Source organism: Paraburkholderia unamae, assembly GCF_003096875.1.
GTDB classification, from domain to species: Bacteria; Pseudomonadota; Gammaproteobacteria; order Burkholderiales; family Burkholderiaceae; genus Paraburkholderia; species Paraburkholderia unamae.
The window spans coordinates 196,853-217,702 of record NZ_QEOB01000005.1 but is presented as its reverse complement, the minus strand read 5'-3'; the positions used below and the strand labels follow the sequence as shown (position 1 = coordinate 217,702).

Genomic DNA, 20,850 nt, shown 5'->3' with positions numbered 1-20,850 from the left:
GCATACCGGCCGGTTGGCTCGCCGCTTGCCGGCCATGAACGGATGATTGCGGCCCTCAGGCGCCGCACTCGGTAATCGCGCTATACACGAGCGTGCGTAACTGCCGCCGCACCGGATACGCACTGGACGGCAATAGCTGGGTGAGAAACAGCACGATCAGGTCTTCGCGAGGATCGACCCAGAAGAACGTGCTGGCCGCCCCACCCCAGAAAAAATCGCCCGCACTGCCTGGCGTGAGCGTGGACGCCGGCGCGAGGGTCGTGGCGAAGCCCAGTCCGAAGCCAACGCCTTCGTAATTCGCTTCGCTGAACATCGAGCGCGACAGGCGCGGCAGATCGGCACCGCCCGGCAGGTGGTTGGCGGTCATCAACTCCACGGTCTTCGGTCCCAGCAGCCGCACGCCATCCAGCTCGCCACCCTGGAGCAGCATGCGCGAAAACCGCAGGTAGTCCGCTGCCGTCGAGACGAGGCCGCCGCCGCCCGAGACGAAGCCAGGCGGCTCGCAATACGGACTCGTGCGCGGATCGTCCTGAAGCGTCGGCCCTTGCGCGGAGACGACCTTCGAGCCGAGCGCGCCAACGGCATAGCAAGCGCAGAAGCGCGACAGCTTGTCCTCTGGCACGTAAAAGGCGGTATCGACCATGCCGAGCGGATCGAAGATGCGCGCTTTCAGGAAGTCCTCGAACGCCATGCCGCTGACCTTGCCAACCAGATAGCCGAGCACGTCCGTGGAAACAGAATAATTCCACGCGTCGCCCGGTGAAAATTCGAGCGGCAGCGTGGCCAGCTTCTCGATCATGTCGTCCAGCGTGCCCGCCGTCGCAATATCGCCCAGCTTCAGCTTGCGATAGGCGGCGTCGACATTCGTGTTTTGCTGAAACCCGTAGGTCAATCCAGAGGTATGGCGCAGCAGGTCGACTATCCGCATGGGGCGCGCGGGCGCGCGCGTCTGGAAGCTCTCCATGAAGCCGCCCGCGTGAACGCCGAGCTTTTCCCATGCGGGAATGTACTTGCTCACCGGATCGTCGAGTGCGATCTTGCACTCCTCGACCAGCATCATGAACGCGACCGACGTGATGGGCTTCGTCATCGAGTAGATGCGAAAGATTGAATCCGCGGCCATCGGCGTGCGCCGCTCGCGATCGGCGAAACCGAGCACCGAGTTCAGTGCAAGCGCGCCACGCCGCCACACCTGGGTCACGGTGCCAGCCAGCTTGCCGGTCGCGACGTAGTTTTCGTCGAGAAAGCGCTCGATCCGCGCGAGACGCTCACACGACATGCCCTGCTTTTCCTGCCCTTCCCGACTCATATCCTCTCCTTCGCTGAGTGCATGCGCAACGTTCGTGGCTCACGGGGTGAGCGGCACAGTATCGCTCATCGCGCGATTGCCGGTAAAAACGCATCTGAAGGAGGATAGTCCAGTTTGGCGCGCGCGGGGGGCGCGGCGGTAGCGGCGATGAGCCCGGTCAGGACATGGAAGAAAGCGGCCAATCTCTCGCCTGATACGAGGCGCCTGCGCGCCTGGGGGAGAAGCGCCACACTCGAAAGACAGACTCCAATTGCTTCGCGCCTCCGCTTTGGGCCGAATTCCGCCGGTCGCCATGCACTATGGAGATCGGCGTTCCGTGCAAATCGGATGTTTCTGTGGTCGGCCAATACCAGCCGCTGCTCATCACCGTAGCATGGTCATTCGAGCAGCCGTTCCGCACCGAAAGGAGTCTTCGACGGCCGTCGGACTTTACACCCTCCACAGCCAACACTGCGGTTGTACAATCCGCAAGTCGCGAACAATCTCCGCTGCCATGCTGAAAATCAGTCCCCCGACGTTGAGCGATGCCGATGCGCTACTGGCATTCGAGGTCGAAAACCGTGCCTACTTCGAGCAATGGATTAACGCTCGCGCCAACGACTACTACAGCGCTTCCGCCGTTCGCAAAGCGATAGGAGCAGCAACGAGCGATAGGGACGGCGATCGAGCCTATCAGTACCTCGTTTGGCTCGACGATACGATCGTCGGCAGAATCAATCTTGTCAGCATTACTCGCCCATATTTCAACAAGGCAACGCTTGGATATCGCATAGGAGAGCACTTTGCCGGACGTGGCTATGCATCCCAAGCCGTTAAGCTTGCGATGGATATTGCCGCAAGGGAGCTGAATTTGTCGCGAGTCGAGGCAATTGTGCGGCCTCAAAACGTCGGGTCGATGCGTGTCCTGGAACGGAACGGGTTCGTGGCGTTTGGACGAGCCAGCAGGGCCATGCATCTTCATGGCGAATGGCATGACCTCGTCTATTTCGAATGCCATTTCGACGAGCCGGGAGCGGCGCCTGCGACAGGTCCAGGGAAAGCTGTGGGGGCGCCCAATTCGATCTAGTCGTTTTGGAACAGATGATAAGCAAAGCGCCAATTTTTACGCAGCCGAATCGCCGTCATCGCCCAAAGACGCGACAATCCACGCGACTCTTTAGTGGGGCCGCTTCGGATCGATTTCGGGCGACCACATCGGGCAGCAGGCGGTCAGTTCCTGCCGCTCGCTTTCGCGACTCAATGTCATCCAAGGTCCGGCCCCAGACATCACAAGCGTGCTACACGTATGCGCCCCCAACGTATCGCTCGCGCCCTGTCGAACGCGCCCACCCCGCGAATCGCGTTCAATCGCCTTCAGGCATCTTCGACGAGTGATGGCTGGTGATCAGCCACCTGTGTCCATTCCACCCGTAGGTAAACGTGTAGCGCGCCTTGACCACGGTACCGTCCGCGTACTTGAACGTGTACAGGCCCGCGTCGATGGCGCTATTGCATTCAACCATGACAAAGCGGAAGTCGATGGTACCGACTGGTTTGTGCTCAAGGAAATGTCTGAAGTAGTCCTCCTTTTCTTCGACGGTCAAACGCGGTTTGTTCGATACGGTCGGCAGCAGGATCGAACGCGGTGCATAGTTCGCCGCGACCTTCGCCGGGTCGCCGGTCTTCAGCGAGTCGTTCCAGCGGTCGAAGAGTGAAGCGATCTGCTTCTCCGATGCGGGGTGGCAGGCTTCGGTTTTCGCGTGCGCGTTCCCGTGGACGGCAACACCGAGCACGACAGCAACCGCGCACGACCTCGACAGGCATGTTTGCATGATTCACCTCGTCTGGATAATGAAAGGCCCTCTACACCGTGCGTTCGCTGCGATCGCTATGGGCTGGCTTGTTCCAGTCCGGGCCCGGATCAAACGATCTCTACGATTGGCGCTCTCGCCACGCGCTCTGCTCCGAAGGTGGGCAACCCTCGTTGTATCTCGCTCTACCCGGCGTCAAGCGGTTTCGCCATCCGGGACGCTGTGAGTTCGCTGTCGTCGCCTGGCAGGGTGGCGATAGCCGCCGCAAGTCGCTCTCTGCCGAAGGGGGCCGCGAGCTTTTCCGGTTGTCATCATCGGCGGGAGTTGCGCTACCAGACGACCCGCTTGTACAACCTGCTTGTACGCGCTGTCCGGCAACGGTGCACGGATCAGGTTAGGCGTGTGAAGCCGGGGGGGATATCGGACGAAAGTCCGATAGGTCGCTGTTACCGCCTTATAGCCGCGAAAGCACCTGCGGAAATGGGCGGTTAGCTTTCGTCAGCACCGGACTTTGGTCCGATTGCGCAAACACTTACAACCGGCCAGCCAGGAAAAGGCGCCGTCGAAGCAATCGCGATGGATCTGGAACGGCCACTGGTGAGGTCGTTATGAAACGTCATATGCCCTTCACTGCAAAGGGCGCTCCTCTGTCGCATCAATGCCCGGCCGCAGCGCATCCAGACGAAGTCGTGCAGCGAGTGCCACCCAAGCGACCTGGCCCGATTGTCGTAATCTCAGCGATACTGCCTGGCGCCTGCGGGGGCGACAAGTGAGAGCACCAGTCAGGAAGTCCGAAAAGAAAACCTGTATCGACGACAAGGGAAACGCCAGGTTCGAGTCGGGCGAAAAACAGGAACACAACGACGGGCGCAACAATGACAATTTCAACGAAAGCGGCCAATAACGTCATTGGCTTCAACGCTGATGCTGCCTAAATCACGCACAAAGCTAGTGGAGAGAAATAGTGAGGCTTGGCACCTGAGACGACACCGTGTCCGGGTGTTCACCGTGACGAGAAGTGATCGCGTCGCACATGACAATCATTGATCAAATCCACAGGGGGCGTGTTGCGGATTCAAAGCGCAACTGCATCAATGATTGGCGGAAGGCAGCCGACTCCCGAGGCCGCCGGAAAGCCTTGATGAGTAAGGATTCCATCGCGGCACCATGCCCCTACCCACATCCCTACCCACAACCCCGAAAATGCTGTGGGCGGCGCGCCGCTATACTGAGTGGCCCAGCCGAATTTTTCCGCAGACATGCCCTGGCACGCCCACTACTACATCCTGAACGACGCCCACGAGCCGGTCGAAACGACGCTCAGCGAATGGTGCCACTGGCGCGCCGCCAATGATCCGATCAAACGCACGGACATCGACATCAACGCCCGCGTCACGACGATATGGCTTGGAATGACCGATGACGTCACGATGCAGGGGCCGCCGAAGTTCGGGCACATGATCGAGGGGCCAGGCCTGAAAGAGAACTGGGCGCACTCGCTCACCTACGAGGAAGCGCTTGCGCGCCACGACCGGATCGCCGAATGGCTGCGAAAGCGGGTGGCGCGGTATGGGATAAACCGTTGATGGGTATGCTATCTAGGCTTGGAAGGAAAAATAACTACAACTCAACCCGCAGCAGTGAAGAGGTGGAAGGTGGCTTCGTTCTATGCCGCGTGGTCGCAGTTTCGTCAACAACTGGAATCAATGCTCGAAGGAAAAGACTAGATGAATCCAGCAACAGCTATCTCCCTCTGCACACTTCGATTGTCTTGCACCAACGGGGGCGCTTCGGGAACCGGCACGGGGTTCCTGTACATGTTCAGGGTCCCTGTCCAACAGGAGGGTCAAGAACAGACCTTCGACGTCCCCATGATCATCACCAACAAGCACGTCGTGCAGAACATGACCAGGCTTGAGACGCCAATCACGCTTAGGCCACGTGAGGCAGCGGCAATGACAGATGCGGCCGTCGGTGCCGACGACGTCCACCTAGGCTATCTCGTAGAAAACTTGCAGGAGACAATCTCGTTTCATCCCGATCCGCAGATTGACTTGTGCGCGATACCACTCCTCCCGTTCTTGGTTCAGATTCCGCCGAACTTGATGCTCAGGCATACGCTTGTGACTCGGGACTGGCGCCTTTCAAATGAGGAATTGAGCTACACGAGGCCGATCGAACCGGTGGTCATGATTGGCTATCCGACGGGCCTTTGGAATGAAGTTGATAACCGACCGATTGCGCGTCGCGGACTGACTGCATCACACCCTACTCAACGTTGGAATGGAGAGCGGAAATTTCTCATCGATGCAGCATGCTTCCCCGGCTCGAGCGGCTCACCAGTTTTCCTTTTTGAAGACGGCATGTATCGAAGCGGCGCCGATGGATACACGCCTGGGACACGTGCAAAGCTCATCGGCGTTCTGTTTGCGGGCCCTCTCTTCACGCAACAGGGAAGATTCGAACAGCGGGTGATCCCGACGGCGGTCGGTACAGTTCCAATCGTGGACGCAATGATGAACCTTGGCTACGTAGTTCACGCCGATACTCTTGACGATTTGATCCCAGTTATCAGTGCACGTGTTGAAGCAGAACTGCGTGCTTCTCGCGCTCAGAACGCAGTCTGATAGTTCGAATAGCACGCCGAGATCAAGCCACCGAAGGGTGGCTTTTTTCATGTCCCCTGTGCTTCAGCTTCCCCGAGGAATACCTTGATCCGCCATAGCGGGCGTGGCCATAGGCACTTGCGCCTGCGGAACGCCGGTGCTCGACGCTATGACTGTGCCGGGCGTCGTAGCGAACTGCGCAAACTGGCTCGCAAGCTGATCCGCGCTGCGCGACCCACCCGTGAAAAACTCGCTCGTCTTGACGGCCATCGTCACGAGCACACCTTCCAGCGTGTTGATCGTGCCAATTACGAGCGGATCGACTGGCACCTTCGCCACCCAGATATACAGGTGCGCGCCGATCGTGAGGAACAGCGCGACCGTGTAGAGGTAGGCGAGATTGCGCGCCGTGTGATCATTCGTCGACTGTGCAAACGACCGCGCGCTCTGTCGATCCGCTGCATCAGCCTGATACTGCGCGGTCTGCGCGGCGAGTTGCGCCGCCTCTCGCTGCGCCGCGATCGAGGCCAGATCCTTTTCATGGTCCATCTCGGCCTGCCGTAGCTTCACGATCGCGTCAGGATCGCTCGCCAACGCCGTCATGACGCTGTCAGGCGTCGGATCGGTGCCGAGCGCCTTGGCGATCACCGAGGCGGCCAGCCCGACGCCTGCCCCCACCACGGTGCCGACGCCCGGCACGGCGTTGCCGAGGATCGGCGCGAACTTCGAAACTGCGGATGCTACGTCGCCCCACGTGCTCATGCCGCCGCTCCAGTGCGCATCATCTGCGCGAGTCGTTGTGCCCGGGCGCCTACCTGCGTCGCCCACTTCGAAGCGAGCATGCCGCTCGCGGCCGCCGCGTAATCGCCGCGCTGCATCGCGGCCAGCGTGTTCACGAACGTCAGCAGCCCGCCGCCCATGTTGAACGCCATGTTGATAATCACGCGCTGGCGCACGGCATCGAGATTGCGCCACCACGACAGGTTGCGATCCAGCCACGCGACCGTCCGCGTCACGTCGTTTTCCAGCATCGCGTCGCACTCGGCGTCCGAGATCCCGACATCGGAGAGATTGCGGCCAACGCCAATCGACGTCTTGCCAACCGTATCGACGTAGGGTTTCAGCTTGCGCCCCTCGTCGCGGCTCAGTTCGGCGATCAGCGTCGCCATGTCAAAGGTGCTCACGCTTCCTCCTTTCCGATGATGGCTTTCGCGCGTCGGCGCAAAAGCAGTTCGATGTACTGCGATCCGACGATGCCGAGCGCGCTGCCGATGCCGAGCAGCGCAATCGGGTCAAGGTTCGGGATCTGCACGAGCACGACGCCCGCCACCATCGACGTGGCCGAGCCGAGCACCGCGCGGCCGAGGATCAGCCGCGGCGTGAGCTCGTCGCGTCCCACGAGCACTTTCGCGATTCCGATGAAAGCTCCCATGATGATTAGCTCCAGAATGGTTTTCTCATGCTCCTGCATAGCGACCCCGTAAGATGGTTTTATGCCTGGAAGGAACAGGCGAATGCGAGCGCACCGCCTGCGCACGTGGCCAGCCAGTCGTAGATCGACGGATCGCCGCCGTCGAAGTGATCGAGCAGTTCCTTGAGCGCGCCGACGACGGCCACGACCGCGAGCCCGATCACCGGCTGTGTGTACGGCACGCCGAGCCGCGCAAGCAGGTGCACGAGCGCGAACACGATCACCCCCGCGATCACATGCAGGCACTTGTCCTGCGGCAGATGCCCCATCACCCATCGTTCGATCGATTGCATAAAACCTCCCGTTTAAGCGCGCACCGCGCGCACGTTCTTGATGTAGACGTCGCCGACGAACGAGTTGACCGTCAGGTAAATCTTGAAGGTCGCGGCGCCGGTCGGAATGGTCTGGATCTGGTGGTCGATCGTCATCGCGCGGTTGCGGCCCAACGCATAGTTCGGGACATTCGCGTCCGCATACGCGTCGGCCATCTTGTAAGTCGCGCCGAGATCGGTGCCGATCTGATTGCCCTGGTAGTCGTAGCAACGCAGAAAAACGCGAATATTGAGATCGCCCGTCGTGCCGTTCGCGAACACATCGCACCCCGGACAGAAGTTGTCACCGGCGCGGCACGGGATGCTCTCGTTTGTGTGAAACGCGATCGTCGAATCAGCGGCCGCGCCGTGCAGATGCAGGCTCTGGCCGAGCGTTGTCGTCGTATTGATCTCGCGCACGTCGACGTCGACGATGCCTGCGTCGCGCGTCCAATGCGTCAGCGCGTCGCCGCTCGTTCCGATTGCGTTGACCGTGAACGCATAGTCGCGGCCCATCGAACGCGAGCGCGCCAACGGGATGTAGTAGCCCTCCTGAATCGTCCCTTCGAGCGCCTGAATGAGAACGTTGTCGCCGACAACCGGCGTGTCCGGAAGGTACGGCCGCCAGACGTAGCGCAGCGAGTTACCGAACGCGGAGAGGCGCAGCCGATTGGCGGCATTGCCCTCGATGAGCTTGCGTGGAGAGCCGATATACGTGGTATCGACGTAGTGAGTCGGCAGGATGTCGTGCCCGTGCATGATCAGTTCAACGCGCGTGCCGCTCACCGTTGCATCAAACCACAGTGCGTCGAAGGCCTCGGAATGGCCGCCGCGCAGCAGGAACTTCGAGTAGCGACCGAGCGCGTCCACCTTGAACGGCACAGAGTGATAATCGAACGAGCAGGCATCGAACTCGTACGTGTAGCCGTCGCAGTTGTGATACACCGCATTGACGGCGGCGGCGAACGTACAGTCGATGAACGACATCTTCTCGCCGCTGTTCACGACCGCCGTCTGGGCCACGCCGTCGACCACGGTGCCTAGCGTCACATACAGGTTCTCCTGCATGTTCTGCTCGAACCGGCATCCGCTCCAGGTGATCAGGTACAAGTTGATCGGGTCGTAACGCAGTGCACCGCGCCAGCCCGTCACGATCACATTAGTGCCGCCGGTGTCGCGAATATCGCTCGACGCGGCGGTCGTGTTCCCCATCCGAATGCCCCAGCCAGTGGACACGGTTTTGCCGGGCCCCTCGACATAGATCGCGCCCGCAGTGCCATCAAGGAACGGAGCGATCGACGCCCATTTGGCGTTGCCTCCGGCGATCGCCGTCTGCTCGTTGCGCATCACAATGCCGTCGGCTGCTACATCGAGCGCGGAGAAGTCGAAGTGCACGACACCCAACGAACGAAATCGATGCCACGGCATGAGCGACAGCGTCTTGTTGAGCTTGTACCGGCCGGGCGGCACCTCGATCGTCGGCGCCGGATACGGACTGCCCTGCTGCGTCACGATCTTCGTCACCAGAGCCAGCGCGGCATCGAACGCCGCGGAGGAAACCTGCGTGCCGCTGGCGTCAGCGCCGAACTTCAAAACGTCGATGCTGATCGACACCGGTTTCCAGCGGCCACCATCGGCGGCCACAATGCACGAGCCGCCGTCGTCGCTGCTCGTTTCGTCGGTCGCGTCGAGGTAGAACGACTGGCCGCCACCGTCTCCGGCTGCGCGATAGCCCGCCGTCATCACTTCGGTCGCAGCGAAGCGCGATACGAGGCGAAGCATGTCGACATTGCGCACGAAAGGCACGCTGACCGATCCGATCGTCATGTCGATCATCAACACGTCGCCCGCGCTGTCGAAGCCCAGACCCTTGTTCGCGCGCTGTCGAGCTACTGGAAGCGTGTTCTTCGGATTGAGGTCGCTCTTGGGGAAAAGCAGCGCGCGGGCCAGCGTTTGCATGACCTGCTGAATCAGCATCGTCAGCTTGTCGAGCGCCTTTTCAGTGGTCTTCGACGGGAACGGATCGTTCTGCTGATACTGCGATTCCTGCGTGGCTTCCACCTCGCGGTAGATGTGGAGATCGAAGCCGGCCGCATACGTCGAAGTGGTCGTGAGTGTGCCGCCCGTCTGCACACCCGCACCGCTGACAGTGAAGTCCGTCCCGAGCACGAGCTCGACGAGGTCGCCGTCGCTGTCGATCTTGTCGACAGTAATTTCGGACTCTCGAAGGAAGTAAAACGGAATCGGAAAATCTACCGAGCTACCGTCGGTCTGGTAGATAACCGACTGCACGTCAGAGGTAACAGTCATGGCGCAGCCCTTTGAGGAACTGCGCCATGGTCACAAAGCGGGCTCGGGGAATCCCCCGTTATTGCTGTATCCTACAAATCCGAAAAAATCACACTACGGGGAATTTATGCAGTTCAAGCGAGCTTTCGTAGGCTGGGCATTAGCAATCGCTGCGCTAAACGCGACCGCCCAGAACGCATCAACTGGTCCCCGGCTGATTTCCGTATGGCAATCAGCCGCGCTCACAGCGCAGTCACGCGCAACCGAACGCACAGTTGGCCTTGAGGAAATGGATTCCGTCTATCAATTCGCCGGCGCCAACTGCGAGCAGTTCATCGGGCCGATCACCGTCGAAGGTGTCCAATTCACATCTAGCGGCGGAACGCTCGAATCCTTCCGGTTCACGGACAAAAGCGGTAACCAGTGGTCAGTTCCGACGAACATTGGCCAACTCTCGAATATTGATCGGCAGCGCGCAAACAGTCTGATCCGTGTTGGACGAAAATACTTCATCCATGCGCAAGTATGCGGCAGCGGCGGCATCGCCTCCCTCATCAGCCTCTACGATACGTCGATCACCTTCGGCCCGGTCCGTTAGCGTTGCGCTGCGGTAATCGCCGAGAGGTATGCCCCCCCACGTAAGCCCCGCACCTGGAGCGTCGCCATGCTAAACGAACTCGGAACACTGCTCATTAGCGTCGTGATTCTTGGGGTATTGATCTGGGCTGCGATGCTACCTGGCGTCTATCGCACGCTGATGATCGCCGGCAATGTGATGTGGGCATTCATGTCGTTCATCGTGCCGCTCGCCGGCGCGGCAATCTGGTTTCACGACGGGGCGGTAATTCATGCCGCCCTCGTCCTGCTCGTCGTGATGCCGCTGATGGCATGGCCCTATGTCCTGTTTGGTTGGCCACGCCTCAAGCTGGCCCTGTCGGGCCAGCCAATCGCCTGACTATCATTGAAACAGCGCCGCCGGCGAAGTGGCGTATTGCGATGGCGGCAGAACAAACGACTGTCCATTCTCCGTGCGCACGCGCTGCTCCATGCGCGAAAGGTAGCCCGGATTGAGCCAATCCTGAAGCCGATAAAACAGCAGATAGTCGAGCGCGATGCGCGTGTAGAACAGGTTCAGGTACGGCGTATTGTTCATCGCGACGCGCAGCGCATTGGCTGCCAGCGTTCCGCCCTTTCCCTCGATCGCGTCGTCGCGTGCCATCTGGTAGAGGTTCACGATATCGTTCGCGGTGCCAGCAGTCGGGCCGGCCAGCGACGATAGCATTCCTCCGCCAAATCGATTGGCGCTTCCGAACAGGAAATCTCCCATCAGGCCCATGCCGCCGCCTTGGGCCATCGCCGCCAGAAACACCTTGACGTCGTTTTCCGCATCTCCGTTCGGCATCTGCGGGGACTGCCCTCGCAGCAAGCTTTTCGACACCATCGAACCGAAGCCGAACAGCGTCGAGAGCGCGACGACGCTCACAAGGCCCCACGCTTCGCCATTGCCTGCCGCGAGCGCCTTGAACGGATTCGTGCCCTCGAACCCGCGCCCGTACAACTCGCGCCCCATGATCTTCTGCATGTAGGCGCCGGTGAACGTCTTGAACTGCATGGCAAAGCGCATGAACTCGCCCAGCCATGTGCCCGGGCGCGTGCCCTGCAACAAGACGGCCTTCGTCTTCGCGTCCGGTTCCAGTTGCATGAAGCCGGTGCGATCATTGATATAGGTTCGCACGGTGTCCGCGAGCTCAGTGCGCGCACCCGTGACGTCGGCGGCCTCGGCCCGGCGGCCCGCGGCATCCAGCCACGATCGCACCGCGTCGTCGCCCACCCTCTCGATCGACTCCGGCGTGATGTACGCGCGGCCGTCAACCTCTTTCGTAGCCGACTGGCGAATGACGTCCCATTTTGGCGAGTCGATGCCATAGAGGCTCAGCACACGCTGGTACTCGGGTTCGAGCTTTTCCCACGACTTGCCGACCTGCAACGCCATGTGGTGCGACATGCCCATCGCGGAGGCGGCGCGCATCTTGTCACTCCACCATTGGCCGAGGTTGAGTTTAAAGAACAGTCGCTGCGCCTTCGTGAGACCCCCGACGTCTTCAAATGAGCCGGTGCGCGCGATCTCGCCCATGGCCTGCTCGAAGAAAACATCGAGGCTCGAAAGCAATTCTCGCTTCCCATCAGTCTTCAGGTTGGTGCCAAGGCCGGTCAGCGCCTCGCCCATCCCCGACAGGAAGCTGCGGCCCTGATACTTCGCCTCGGACCCATATACAGCGACGTCGTTGAACTGCGACAGGATCATGCCGCCAAGTTTCGCAAGAGATTGCCACGCTCGGATATTCGCGCCGAGCCGTGCGCCCATCGCACTCCCTGGGATGTTCATCCGGCCGTCAACTGCGGCCAGATAGTTGTCGTGGCGGCCGGCGGCCTGCTTCAGCGCGTCGATCTTGTCGAACTCGCCCGCTTCTTTCGCAGCCTGCACGAGGTCATTGCGGATTGTGTCGACCATGGCGCCCGGGTTCGTGCCGAGCTGTCGAAGGAGGCCGACCTGCTGCGCACTGCGCTCAAGTCCGGCCGCGACAGCCTCGCGCAGACTCCGCGTTCCATACTTCTGGTTATGCCGATACCATGCGTCCGCGTCCTTGAAGAGGATGACGCGCTCCTGACTGATGCGCTTCGCGAGGTTGCCCGGCCCCTTGAACGGCGATTGCTCCACGCTCTGGATCGGCTTCATGTGGTCGCCGCTCGCGACATTGCGGTAAATGCCATTGAGCATCGCATCGACGTTATCCGCGCCCGAGCGCGCCATCATGGCCGAGATGTCGTAGTCGTTGAGCGCGTCAGCCTTCCACGTGTCATAGCCCGCGTGACGCCAGCGGTCGCTTTCCCATGCCTGCTTGACGATATAGCCCGGCTCCTTTCCGATCCACGCACCGGATTCATTCGCGGTCGTGCGCGCGAACTCCTGCCATTTGTTAATTACGCGGGCAATCGCGACGGCGTGCTCCGGAAGCGCGCTCAGACGCGCTGCTTCATCTTCGCGACCGAAAGCCCACATTGCTCGCGCCACATCAAGGTCCGCCGAGCCGCGCGCGAACAGCTTCGAGTAGCCGGTCCTTTCGAGGTCGTACACGAAGCCGCTCAGGAACCTGTCGCGCATGGTCTTCTGCACTGCGGCGACGGAATTGCGCGCCCCGACCTTGGCACGGTTCACGCCTACGAGCAAAGCCGAAATCCCTTCGGCCGGCCTGTTTCCGAACTGTGACTGAATCCACGACACTTTTTCAGCGCGAATCGACGCATTGATAAGGGCGTTGCGCCTCTCGATGAACGCCGCCTGCTTCAGGTCCGTGCCGATTGAGTCCGCCGCACGCATGGCGGCATCTCGAAGATCGATCGCGCCGTTGCGCGCCTGTTCGGCCCGAATCCGCGCCTGTAGCTGGGTCTGCAACGCCTCCATCTCATCGACGGTGAGATCGCGGCCCGCTGCCGCACTCATTGCCCGCAGGCAGTCTTCAGCACTAGCCATTTGAGAGTCCACAGATTGCGGCCGCGCGCACGGCGGCCGCGAGGTTATCGGAATCCTTCACTGCGGCGTCGTACGGCTCGATGTCGCGTGTGAACGAGGCAAGTGCCTCCGCAGCTACGCCGCGCTGTTTCAGGTTGTCAAGCGTGCCCTGGAGGCGAGCTTGCGCGTCGTTCATGGCCTGTTCGGCCCCCTCAACCGAAGCGGAGCGCAGGCCTTCGGACATCTCGCTCATGCGCTCGGTGGCCGCGCGCGCCATATCGCCGTCAGCTACGGCGACGTTGTCGGCGCTGTTAAAGCGTTGCGCGGCCGCGACGTCCGCTTCCGGGGACGGTGCATAGAGCTGACGGATTGCAGCGGTCAGTGGATCGCCCGCAAGCAACTGCTGGGCGCGGGCATTGACACGATCCTGATAGCGCTCGGGAAACTCGCCACGGTCGAGTGCCGCGAGATCCTGCGCTGCCTGCGACGCTTGCCGATTCATCTCGATGGCCTGAGTCAGACGCTGAGCTTGCGTCGTGAGATCCGCGCGCCGCGTGTCCAGTTCGGCTTGAGCGCGTGCCTGCGCATCCTTGAACTTGAGCTTCTGCCCCTCCTGAAGCGCCTTCACGTCTTCGCGCGCTGGTGCTGACGGCTGCGCCAGCTCAGCATTGATCTCGTCGAGCTGCGCCTGCATTTGTGACACAGCGCCGCGCTCGGCCTGGTTACCAGCCTGCGCCGTCAACTCTGCGCGCAACTGCGGCTCGACGTCGCCACGGGCCTGCGCAAGCGCCATCTCCATGTCGGTCGGCTGCTGCCGCAGTGCCAGGCTCAGTTGCAGCGCCGGATCAGCGCGGATGACGGGATCAACTTCGATGTTCCGCCCGTCGAGTAGCTGCGAAACCGCCGTGCTCGTCGCGGCAACGCGCGTTTCGTGAGACACGCTGTTGTTCATCCACGCGGAACCTAGCGGCGAGATCGGAACATCGCCCGTGTCGAGTCGAATGACAAGAGGCGTGGGCGCGCCGGCGGCTGGCGCCTCATCGACAGGCGTTTGCGGGACATCGGTGGGGATGTTCGTGTTCGGCTTGCGCGGCGCGCCAAACGCGAGATCATGCACAGCCCCAAAGGTGGAATGAAGCCCAGAGCCAAAGGCTGCGCCGAACGCCACATTCTCCAGCGCCTGCGTCATCGTGTAGTCATCGCCCACATTGCGCGACGCGAGGTAATCGACGGGCTGCATAAGCGCGGCACCTGCTGCACCTTCCGCAGCCCCAACTCCCGCACGGATTCCTAAGCGCGCGAGACCACTACCGGCGTCTGCCAGCAGCGCCGTGTATTTCATCGGGCCGATCACAGGCACGAACGACGATGCGATGTTCAGCGGATCCAGCATCGAGGTAGCCGCCTGCACCCCGAAGCCCAGAACCGAACGGGCGCCAACGGGAGAAGCGGAAATTGCAACATCACGCGCGGCTTTCTCCTGCTGGCGCTGCACGAGCGAATCCAGTGTGTCCTGATACATGCCGTCCGATGGGGCTTGCATCTTGACGCCGGCCGCGTCCAGTTGCTTTTGCGCGACATCAGGGGCAATGCGCTGCTGCGACGGATCGCTCCCGTATATCGCTTGCCCTTCTGGCGTATAGCCAATGACGGTGTTGTCGGCCCGCGCGCCCGTCAGGAAATTCCAGCGATCCTCAATGCTCTGTAACGCCGTGCCGCCCTGCGCGCTGAGATACTCGCCAAGCGGCGTCGGGTATTCAGTGATCGGATTCAGTGGCGCCGTGAATTCGTGATCGCCCAGTACCAAATCGCCCATCAGAATACCCCCGTGGTCGAGAGGCCCGGCACATCGGACTCCGTCGCGTTGAACGGACTCGGCGGTGTCACCTTGGCGTTAGACGCGCTCGACTTGGCGGAAAGCGCCGTGAACGGCGCGCCAACAGGCTGGCCATCTTTCGTGCGCACGACCGTTTGCGAAACCGGATCGAACAAAACGAGCCCCTTGCCGTCCGCGCTCGTAATCCACTTGCCGCTGGACGCGAGGCTACCGACGTAGTGCTGCTTCACATCCTCCTGCTTCATGTTCGGCGGCGCTGGTGGTGTCACGAGGTCCATCGAAGGCAGCGCATTGATAATCCCCTGCGCACCGTTCATGACGTCGCTGGCGTTGTATTGCGCTGGAATGCGCGCGCTGCCCGACACATTGAACTGCTTGCCGACGACATCGTTGAAAGCATTGTTCGCCGCGTCGGTAGCGCTCTGGCCGCGCCGCATGTAGGTGTAGGCAAGCCGCTCGGTCGCATCGTAGAGTGCGCTGAAAGTCTGCGGGCCGCCGGGCGTGTACGCCATCGTTCCGGCAAACGGCTGCATCTTGCCGTTGAGCGTCGTCTGCGCCGCGCTCACGTCGGTCGATGCCAGCCCGTCTTTCAATTCGTCCATCTTCACGCTGGAGTTCGCGAGCAATTGTTGGCGCGTCGCCTGCGGCACTGAGTCACCCAGATAGCCCACCACCTTCGCGATCGGCGAAATGCCCTTGAGTTGCCCGAACACGCTGCCCCATTGCGGGCCCCAAAGCTGTGCCTGCTGCTGGATCACACCATCAGCGTTCGCGCCGCCGTTCGCATTGATCTGATCCTCGAGGTTCTGAGCCTGAACCTTCGAGAGAATCTGGGGCTTCGCAATGCCGAGGCGCGCTTGCTCTGCCACTGTCGCCGCCGCGTATGCCTGCGCGGTTTGCGGCGTCGGGTTCGAGGAAAGCACCTGACCGGCCGAGCTCACCGCCGGCGCATTCTTCGCAGCATAGGCCGCTGGATCCGCATCGCGTTGCTGAATCACCTGCTGCGCTGCCGTCGCGAGAATCGTGTGATCGTGGAGCGCATCTGCGTAGCCAGGGCCGGGAAGCGGCGCCCGAGCGTTCACGATGTTCGCAATATCGGTTGCGGGCATGCCCTTCATGTTCGTGACGTCGATCGCGAGCTGCTGGCCGTCCTGATACGAGCGAAAGCGCGCGGGCGCTTCGAGCGGTCCGTACGCCTTGAGCAAATCGCCCATCGTAAGCGGGTTCGGATCTTGAGTGCCCTGCGTCGCCATCGCCTGGGCATCCTGTAGGTGCGTGTCGAGCTGAGCGCGCGAAAGCGCCATGTTTTGCTGGAGCTGCGTCTTGGCCTGGTTGAAAACCTGCACACGTTGCTCCCATGGTAGGCGCGCCAGGAGCGGGTTATCGGCGGGCGTGCTCGCAGCCGCGCCCATCTGATAGGCCTGGTTATTGCGCGCTTGCCACGCATCCAGATAGCCCTGCGACTTATCCGGCGGAATGCTCGCGTAGTACCCGTTAGCCAGATCACGGAATTTCACCGGATCGCCGTTGGACTGCTGAAGTAGCTTGTTTGCGGCTCCGACGCCCGCCTGAATCGCAAAGTTGTATGCGACAGGCTGCATCTGCGGAGAGAGCGCGTCGGCGTGGATCGCATCCCAGTATCGCGTCTTCCGCACCTGCGCAGCCTGCTCGGGCGTCAGGTTCTTCACATCGACGTCCGGATTCGCCTGTTGATTGATGCCAAAATTCGTAGCGGTTCCATTCGTGTCGCGAGGAAGCAAGCCGCCCTCCTTCGCCGCAACGAACGCATCCGCCCCGCTGAAACCACCGGAATAGCCTCCGCCCGTCGCCGGGTTCGCGCCGGTTCCATACGGCCCCGCGATCGACGTCGGGTTCGAATAGGCGATCGACGATGCCGCGGTATAGGCGAGATCGTCCTTCGCCTTGCGCATGATCGCCATCTTCACGTCCGGTTGTAGGACCGACGCGCCGACGCTGGCATTCAGACCCGCGAGCTGGCTGTCGTACTGCGTGGGGTCGTTCGCCACGACCTTGTTTGCGGCGTCGAGCGCATCAAGGGCATTGTTCTTGCCGAGCGCCTGCTGCTGTTCCGCCTCGAAGTTGATGGCCTGATTCTGCATCGTCAGGCGATAGCGGTTGTACTGCTCGTCCATGAGCGCGCGCACGCGCGTATTCTGGATCTGGCCGAGCGCACCCGCGACGGAATTGTCGTACACGGTCAGCGAGTCTTTCGTGAAGTTCGGAGCGCCGGGCGCCGCCGTGCTCTGCCACGACTTCATGTTCTCCTGAAAATTGCCGACGTTCTGGGTGAACGCCTTTTGCGCGGCCAGCAGGTCCTGGGAGTCCTGTAGTTTCTGGTTCGCGTCCGCAACCTGCATCAGCCCCTGGCCGACCTTCTCGATGCCGGCACCGATGTTGTCTTGCGGCGCGACGACTGGCGTCATTGCCCCCGATGCCTGAAGCGCGGGCATCACTTGCTGTTCGTACGATGGAATCTTGACCCGCATGGAGCGCTCCGTGATCAACCTGTCAGCTTCGAATACGACGCATAGCCGGTCAGCGCCGAGCCCGCAGCGCTAAGCACGCCGCTCGTGAGTGCACCGCGCGAGTTCGCACGCGCGACGCTCGCCTGATAGCGCATCTGGGTCGCCTGGTCCCGAAGGGTGTCGCCTTGCAGGATGCCCTGATACCGCGTCTGTAGCGCATCGAGTTCGGCATTCTGCGTGCTCTGCACCTGCGCATCGAGCGCCGATCCAGCGCTCGGATTGAAGCCCGATTCGGCCACGGCCGCGCGCTGCGCGCCGAGCTGCTGATCGGCGTTGCGCCGCTGCGTCATCTCGCGCTCGACGCCTTGCGCATAGACGCCCTGCGCCTGCGCATCGGTCTGCGCCGCATTGCGATCGAGGATTGACGCCTGCTGGCTGCTGGCCGAAGACTGGCTGATGCCGGAGGCGAGTGATCCGGCGGCCATCACGCCGGCGGCGACTGCTGGGAGTGCCATTACTTGACCCTCGCGAAAAGAAAAGTGTCCCGTCCATCGACGGTGTATTTGCGGCGCAGGCCTTCGCACTCAAACCCAAGGTGCCGCGCCCACGCCACGCCCGCAGCGTGCTCCGCGTCGACGTCCATTTCGACGCGCCGCCACGGCGAATCGTCGAGCACGTCGCGCACCATGCGATGCACGTGGCGAAACCGCGCGAGCGCACGCAGGGAAAGCATCGTCCACGCCTGCGCGCGGTTCTCCCAGAGCTCGACGATCCCGCCGCATCCGATCGGCTGGGCGTCCTCGACGAGCGCCCAGCCAACGCCGCGCAGCGAGCAGATATAGTCGGCCCACTGCGGCGTAACGACGATGCCGCCGGGCGCCTGCGCGGGCTGCAATTCGAGGGCAAGGATGTGCGCCGGTGTCAGGCGCTCAGCGATCATCATTCGTCACCACGATCGGGAAAAAGCCGAGCAGCGAAACGGGCAGCGGCTGGTCGTTCTCGTAGCAGATGTACGACTGCATCTCGTAGCCGCCGGGCCAGTTCGATTCCATATCGCCCGTATAGAGCGGCACGGCCTGGTCCATGGCGTTCGACGGCTTGCGGAAATTGAGCTGCTCCATGTTCGTGAAGTCGGGGCCCACCTTGCCGCCCAGGCTACGCAGGAACCGCGTCACGATGTTCGTGATGCGCTTCGTCTTGCCCTGCGCGGTGCCGTCGGCGGCGCCCGCGTTGAGCTGCATGGTCTGCACGCGCGCCCGCGTCGAGAGCCCGACCTGAACGACGTCGGCGGTCCACTCCAATGCGATCTTGCCGCCACTCACGGTGCAATCCGGATGCACGGCGCCATCGGTCAGCACGGAAACCGTTTGCCCCTCAAGGTGCGAGAGCCCCGAGACGCCTTCGGTGGCCGTGCCGGTGTATGTCAGGCCCGCGTCGACGTAGAAGGCCGCGGACTGGTCCTCGTCATCCTCAAGCGGCGGATTCAGATATTCGACGTAGCGCACGGTCTGGCCGTTGATCTCGCGCCGCACGATCATCCACACGTCGTCGGCATCGCCGTCGGGCGACGGAATCGAAGCGACGCACTCGACGAATGCGTTGTTCATCGGGTGCCGGTGCCAGCCATAGACGTCGCTGCGGCCTTCCTCGCGGTCGTAGGTGATCGCGATGAGCTGGCCATCTGCCCGCGCGGCCCACACGATCGACCGCGGCTCCTGCTGGTAGCACATCGACATGATGCCGTTGTTCGTGCCGCTCTTGCCGCGCGTGATGTGGTCGGCGAGCTTCGTCGTGTCCGTCGAAACGTAGTTATCCGTGGAGAAGTCGTACTGGAAGTCGCGCAGCTTGCGCCCGCGCTTCTGCACGAACAGGATCAGGCCGCCCACCTGGACAGGCTGGATGCGCTTCGAGCCATACGACGTACGCCGCTCCGCGTTGATGTTCGTCGCGCTCACGGCGGCCGCGGTGTTCGCCGGGCCGATTACCCACTCGTCGCCCGTCATGCCGACAAGCAGGCTGTCCGATTCGATCATCCACGCGAGCTTATTCAACTGACGTGCGTTGAGCTGCTCGACGATGGCAGAATCATCGGTCTGCTCGTCGGCCTGCTTCGTCGCGAAGTTCTCGAAGTCGGAGGACGTCGAGGCGGCCAGCCAGCGATCACGCATCACGCACAGCCGGTCGCGCCAGAACGTGCCGTTCTGCGGGTAGCCGTCCGTCACGTTGAAAAGCGCGTGCGCCCATTTGAACGTGCCCGAATCGACGATCTGCTGCGGCACAACGATCGGATCGGACGGATCCACGTTGGCCAGTTCGCATGTGGCGCTGCGCGCATCCGCGATGGCGGTGATGCGCACGTAGCAATAGCCAGAGTGCTGGTATTGCCACATGGCTCCGATCGAGCCGTAGTTGTCGTTCGACTCGTCCTTCATGTCGCCGTCCGCGCGCGAGCCCTCCGTGTGCGTGGGCGTCTCCGTTCCGGTCACTATCGGGAGCGACGACGTCGAATAGGTGCCGGTCTCAGTGCAGAGATACGTCCGGCTGTCGACGCGCCACACGTCGCCGACCGCGACGGTTTTATAGGTGGCCCACGGTGGCGCACTGGAGTTGTCGCGATGCTCAAGATAGAAAAGCTGGCCCACGTCCGCCGCCGTGAAGACATCGCCGCCGCTCGCGGTGAGCGCGATGGTCCCGCTCTGCGCGGAAGCCTGGATCGTGATCGACTCGTCCGAGTTCACGGCCGCGAACGGCCCGGCGCGCAGGCTCACCGCGTCGATTTCGAAGGTGGTCGAAGCCGTGCGCAGCAGCTTGTGAATCGGATACGAGCCATGGAACAGGTACATCGTGTCCGCGCTCTGCGCCGCGTTGATCGCGAACGTGCCGTCTGCCGTCGTCAGGTCGGCGAGCGCATACGGCGAGGCAATCTCCACCGGCGTGGTGCCGTCCACGAGCTGCCCGCGATTCGCGAAAAAGCGGATATAGCCGTCGCCAAACTCGCACATGTAGGCGATGTCGTCGGACACGATGAACGGCAGCAGCCAGCTTTGCTTCGACGCGTCCTTGATTGGCGCGACGTAGCGCGTACCGCCGCGACGAATGAGCGGGCCTTGCACCACGCACAGGAAATTCTCGAGCGTGATGCAGCCATTGGCGAACTTGGAGACGTCGACACGGGCGCCCATCAGGGGCGAGAGTTCGCCCGCGTCGAAAGTCGTAATCTGGGGTGAGGCCTTCGGCACC

The 20,850-nt window shown here is 62.0% G+C and carries 18 protein-coding genes; 5 read left to right on the top strand and 13 right to left on the bottom strand.

The window, feature by feature from the left end; translation table 11 throughout:
• Window positions 1-55 precede the first annotated feature (55 nt).
• A complete protein-coding gene (locus C7402_RS12745) occupies window positions 56-1,309 on the bottom strand; it encodes a serine hydrolase domain-containing protein (protein ID WP_116610924.1) in 1,254 nt (417 codons plus the stop codon).
• A 493-nt stretch (window positions 1,310-1,802) separates the two neighbouring features.
• Here C7402_RS12745 and C7402_RS12740 point away from each other — a divergent pair, with 493 nt between their 5' ends.
• Entirely contained in the window at window positions 1,803-2,375 is a 573-nt protein-coding gene (locus tag C7402_RS12740) for a GNAT family N-acetyltransferase (protein ID WP_116610923.1), read from the top strand.
• A gap of 277 nt (window positions 2,376-2,652) precedes the next feature.
• Here C7402_RS12740 and C7402_RS12735 read toward each other — a convergent pair whose 3' ends face one another.
• Complete coding sequence (locus tag C7402_RS12735) at window positions 2,653-3,120, bottom strand: SgcJ/EcaC family oxidoreductase (protein ID WP_116610922.1); 468 nt, start codon at window positions 3,118-3,120, stop codon at window positions 2,653-2,655.
• 1,238 nt (window positions 3,121-4,358) lie between these two features.
• Between C7402_RS12735 and C7402_RS12730 the strand changes: the two genes are divergently transcribed.
• Window positions 4,359-4,685 (top strand): hypothetical protein, encoded by a 327-nt coding sequence (locus C7402_RS12730; protein WP_116610921.1) that lies wholly within the window; start codon window positions 4,359-4,361, stop codon window positions 4,683-4,685.
• A gap of 141 nt (window positions 4,686-4,826) precedes the next feature.
• Window positions 4,827-5,726: a S1 family peptidase gene (locus C7402_RS12725; protein WP_116610920.1), complete on the top strand. Its 900-nt coding sequence runs from the start codon at window positions 4,827-4,829 to the stop codon at window positions 5,724-5,726.
• 63 nt (window positions 5,727-5,789) lie between these two features.
• Here C7402_RS12725 and C7402_RS47670 read toward each other — a convergent pair whose 3' ends face one another.
• From C7402_RS47670 to C7402_RS12700, 5 genes are read right to left on the bottom strand one after another with little or no spacing between them, the layout of a single operon-like run.
• Window positions 5,790-6,467, bottom strand: coding sequence for a hypothetical protein (locus C7402_RS47670; protein WP_244314832.1), 678 nt, complete (start codon window positions 6,465-6,467; stop codon window positions 5,790-5,792).
• Window positions 6,464-6,874, bottom strand: a complete 411-nt coding sequence (locus C7402_RS12715; protein ID WP_425273781.1) for a glycoside hydrolase family protein — start codon at window positions 6,872-6,874, stop codon at window positions 6,464-6,466. The genes C7402_RS47670 and C7402_RS12715 overlap by 4 nt, the downstream gene beginning before the upstream one ends.
• 11 nt (window positions 6,875-6,885) lie before the next feature.
• Window positions 6,886-7,176 (bottom strand): phage holin family protein, encoded by a 291-nt coding sequence (locus C7402_RS12710; protein WP_116610918.1) that lies wholly within the window; start codon window positions 7,174-7,176, stop codon window positions 6,886-6,888.
• Window positions 7,177-7,196: 20 nt separating this feature from the next.
• On the bottom strand, window positions 7,197-7,469 hold the full coding sequence (locus C7402_RS12705) for a hypothetical protein (protein ID WP_133254476.1): 273 nt from the start codon (window positions 7,467-7,469) through the stop codon (window positions 7,197-7,199).
• Window positions 7,470-7,481: 12 nt separating this feature from the next.
• On the bottom strand, window positions 7,482-9,797 hold the full coding sequence (locus tag C7402_RS12700; protein ID WP_133254475.1) for a hypothetical protein: 2,316 nt from the start codon (window positions 9,795-9,797) through the stop codon (window positions 7,482-7,484).
• On the opposite strand from C7402_RS12700, the gene C7402_RS46280 reads away from it, so the two are divergent.
• Both C7402_RS46280 and C7402_RS12690 read left to right on the top strand, forming a co-directional pair.
• Window positions 9,796-10,374 carry a hypothetical protein gene (locus C7402_RS46280; RefSeq protein WP_133254474.1) on the top strand — a complete coding sequence of 193 codons (579 nt, stop codon included), beginning with the start codon at window positions 9,796-9,798 and terminating at the stop codon, window positions 10,372-10,374. The genes C7402_RS12700 and C7402_RS46280 overlap by 2 nt on opposite strands.
• Window positions 10,375-10,440: 66 nt before the next feature.
• Window positions 10,441-10,731, top strand: a complete 291-nt coding sequence (locus C7402_RS12690; protein ID WP_116610914.1) for a hypothetical protein — start codon at window positions 10,441-10,443, stop codon at window positions 10,729-10,731.
• Between the two features lie 3 nt (window positions 10,732-10,734).
• Here the strand turns inward: C7402_RS12690 and C7402_RS12685 are convergent, their stop codons facing one another.
• The 6 genes from C7402_RS12685 to C7402_RS12660 are packed head-to-tail and all read right to left on the bottom strand — an operon-like array spanning window position 10,735 to window position 20,849.
• Window positions 10,735-13,320, bottom strand: coding sequence for a hypothetical protein (locus tag C7402_RS12685; protein WP_165841873.1), 2,586 nt, complete (start codon window positions 13,318-13,320; stop codon window positions 10,735-10,737).
• Window positions 13,301-15,103, bottom strand: a complete 1,803-nt coding sequence (locus C7402_RS12680) for a hypothetical protein (RefSeq protein ID WP_116610912.1) — start codon at window positions 15,101-15,103, stop codon at window positions 13,301-13,303. Before C7402_RS12680 ends, C7402_RS12685 begins: the two co-directional genes overlap by 20 nt.
• On the bottom strand, window positions 15,103-17,631 hold the full coding sequence (locus C7402_RS12675) for a glycosyl hydrolase 108 family protein (RefSeq protein ID WP_116610911.1): 2,529 nt from the start codon (window positions 17,629-17,631) through the stop codon (window positions 15,103-15,105). Before C7402_RS12675 ends, C7402_RS12680 begins: the two co-directional genes overlap by 1 nt.
• A 14-nt stretch (window positions 17,632-17,645) precedes the next feature.
• Window positions 17,646-18,125 (bottom strand): hypothetical protein, encoded by a 480-nt coding sequence (locus C7402_RS12670; RefSeq protein ID WP_133254472.1) that lies wholly within the window; start codon window positions 18,123-18,125, stop codon window positions 17,646-17,648.
• The gene (locus tag C7402_RS12665; protein ID WP_244314831.1) at window positions 18,125-18,553 is read right to left on the bottom strand and encodes a GNAT family acetyltransferase; all 429 of its coding nucleotides are present in this window, start codon (window positions 18,551-18,553) and stop codon (window positions 18,125-18,127) included. The genes C7402_RS12670 and C7402_RS12665 overlap by 1 nt, the downstream gene beginning before the upstream one ends.
• A complete protein-coding gene (locus C7402_RS12660) occupies window positions 18,540-20,849 on the bottom strand; it encodes a phage tail protein (RefSeq protein ID WP_116610908.1) in 2,310 nt (769 codons plus the stop codon). The genes C7402_RS12665 and C7402_RS12660 overlap by 14 nt, the downstream gene beginning before the upstream one ends.
• Between the last annotated feature and the right edge of the window lies 1 nt (window position 20,850).

Excerpts from the sequence above, each read along its gene's own strand:
- C7402_RS12735 (WP_116610922.1), bottom strand. The coding sequence starts at position 3,120 with ATGCAAACATGCCTGTCGAGGTCGTGCGCGGTTGCTGTCGTGCTCGGT.
- C7402_RS12725 (WP_116610920.1), top strand. The coding sequence starts at position 4,827 with ATGAATCCAGCAACAGCTATCTCCCTCTGCACACTTCGATTGTCTTGC.
- C7402_RS12705 (WP_133254476.1), bottom strand. The coding sequence starts at position 7,469 with ATGCAATCGATCGAACGATGGGTGATGGGGCATCTGCCGCAGGACAAG.
- C7402_RS12740 (WP_116610923.1), top strand. The coding sequence starts at position 1,803 with ATGCTGAAAATCAGTCCCCCGACGTTGAGCGATGCCGATGCGCTACTG.
- C7402_RS12700 (WP_133254475.1), bottom strand. The coding sequence starts at position 9,797 with ATGACTGTTACCTCTGACGTGCAGTCGGTTATCTACCAGACCGACGGT.
- C7402_RS12665 (WP_244314831.1), bottom strand. The coding sequence starts at position 18,553 with ATGATGATCGCTGAGCGCCTGACACCGGCGCACATCCTTGCCCTCGAA.
- C7402_RS12710 (WP_116610918.1), bottom strand. The coding sequence starts at position 7,176 with ATGCAGGAGCATGAGAAAACCATTCTGGAGCTAATCATCATGGGAGCT.
- C7402_RS12730 (WP_116610921.1), top strand. The coding sequence starts at position 4,359 with ATGCCCTGGCACGCCCACTACTACATCCTGAACGACGCCCACGAGCCG.
- C7402_RS47670 (WP_244314832.1), bottom strand. The coding sequence starts at position 6,467 with ATGAGCACGTGGGGCGACGTAGCATCCGCAGTTTCGAAGTTCGCGCCG.
- C7402_RS12680 (WP_116610912.1), bottom strand. The coding sequence starts at position 15,103 with ATGGGCGATTTGGTACTGGGCGATCACGAATTCACGGCGCCACTGAAT.
- C7402_RS46280 (WP_133254474.1), top strand. The coding sequence starts at position 9,796 with ATGGCGCAGCCCTTTGAGGAACTGCGCCATGGTCACAAAGCGGGCTCG.
- C7402_RS12670 (WP_133254472.1), bottom strand. The coding sequence starts at position 18,125 with ATGGCACTCCCAGCAGTCGCCGCCGGCGTGATGGCCGCCGGATCACTC.
- C7402_RS12745 (WP_116610924.1), bottom strand. The coding sequence starts at position 1,309 with ATGAGTCGGGAAGGGCAGGAAAAGCAGGGCATGTCGTGTGAGCGTCTC.
- C7402_RS12675 (WP_116610911.1), bottom strand. The coding sequence starts at position 17,631 with ATGCGGGTCAAGATTCCATCGTACGAACAGCAAGTGATGCCCGCGCTT.
- C7402_RS12690 (WP_116610914.1), top strand. The coding sequence starts at position 10,441 with ATGCTAAACGAACTCGGAACACTGCTCATTAGCGTCGTGATTCTTGGG.
- C7402_RS12715 (WP_425273781.1), bottom strand. The coding sequence starts at position 6,874 with ATGGCGACGCTGATCGCCGAACTGAGCCGCGACGAGGGGCGCAAGCTG.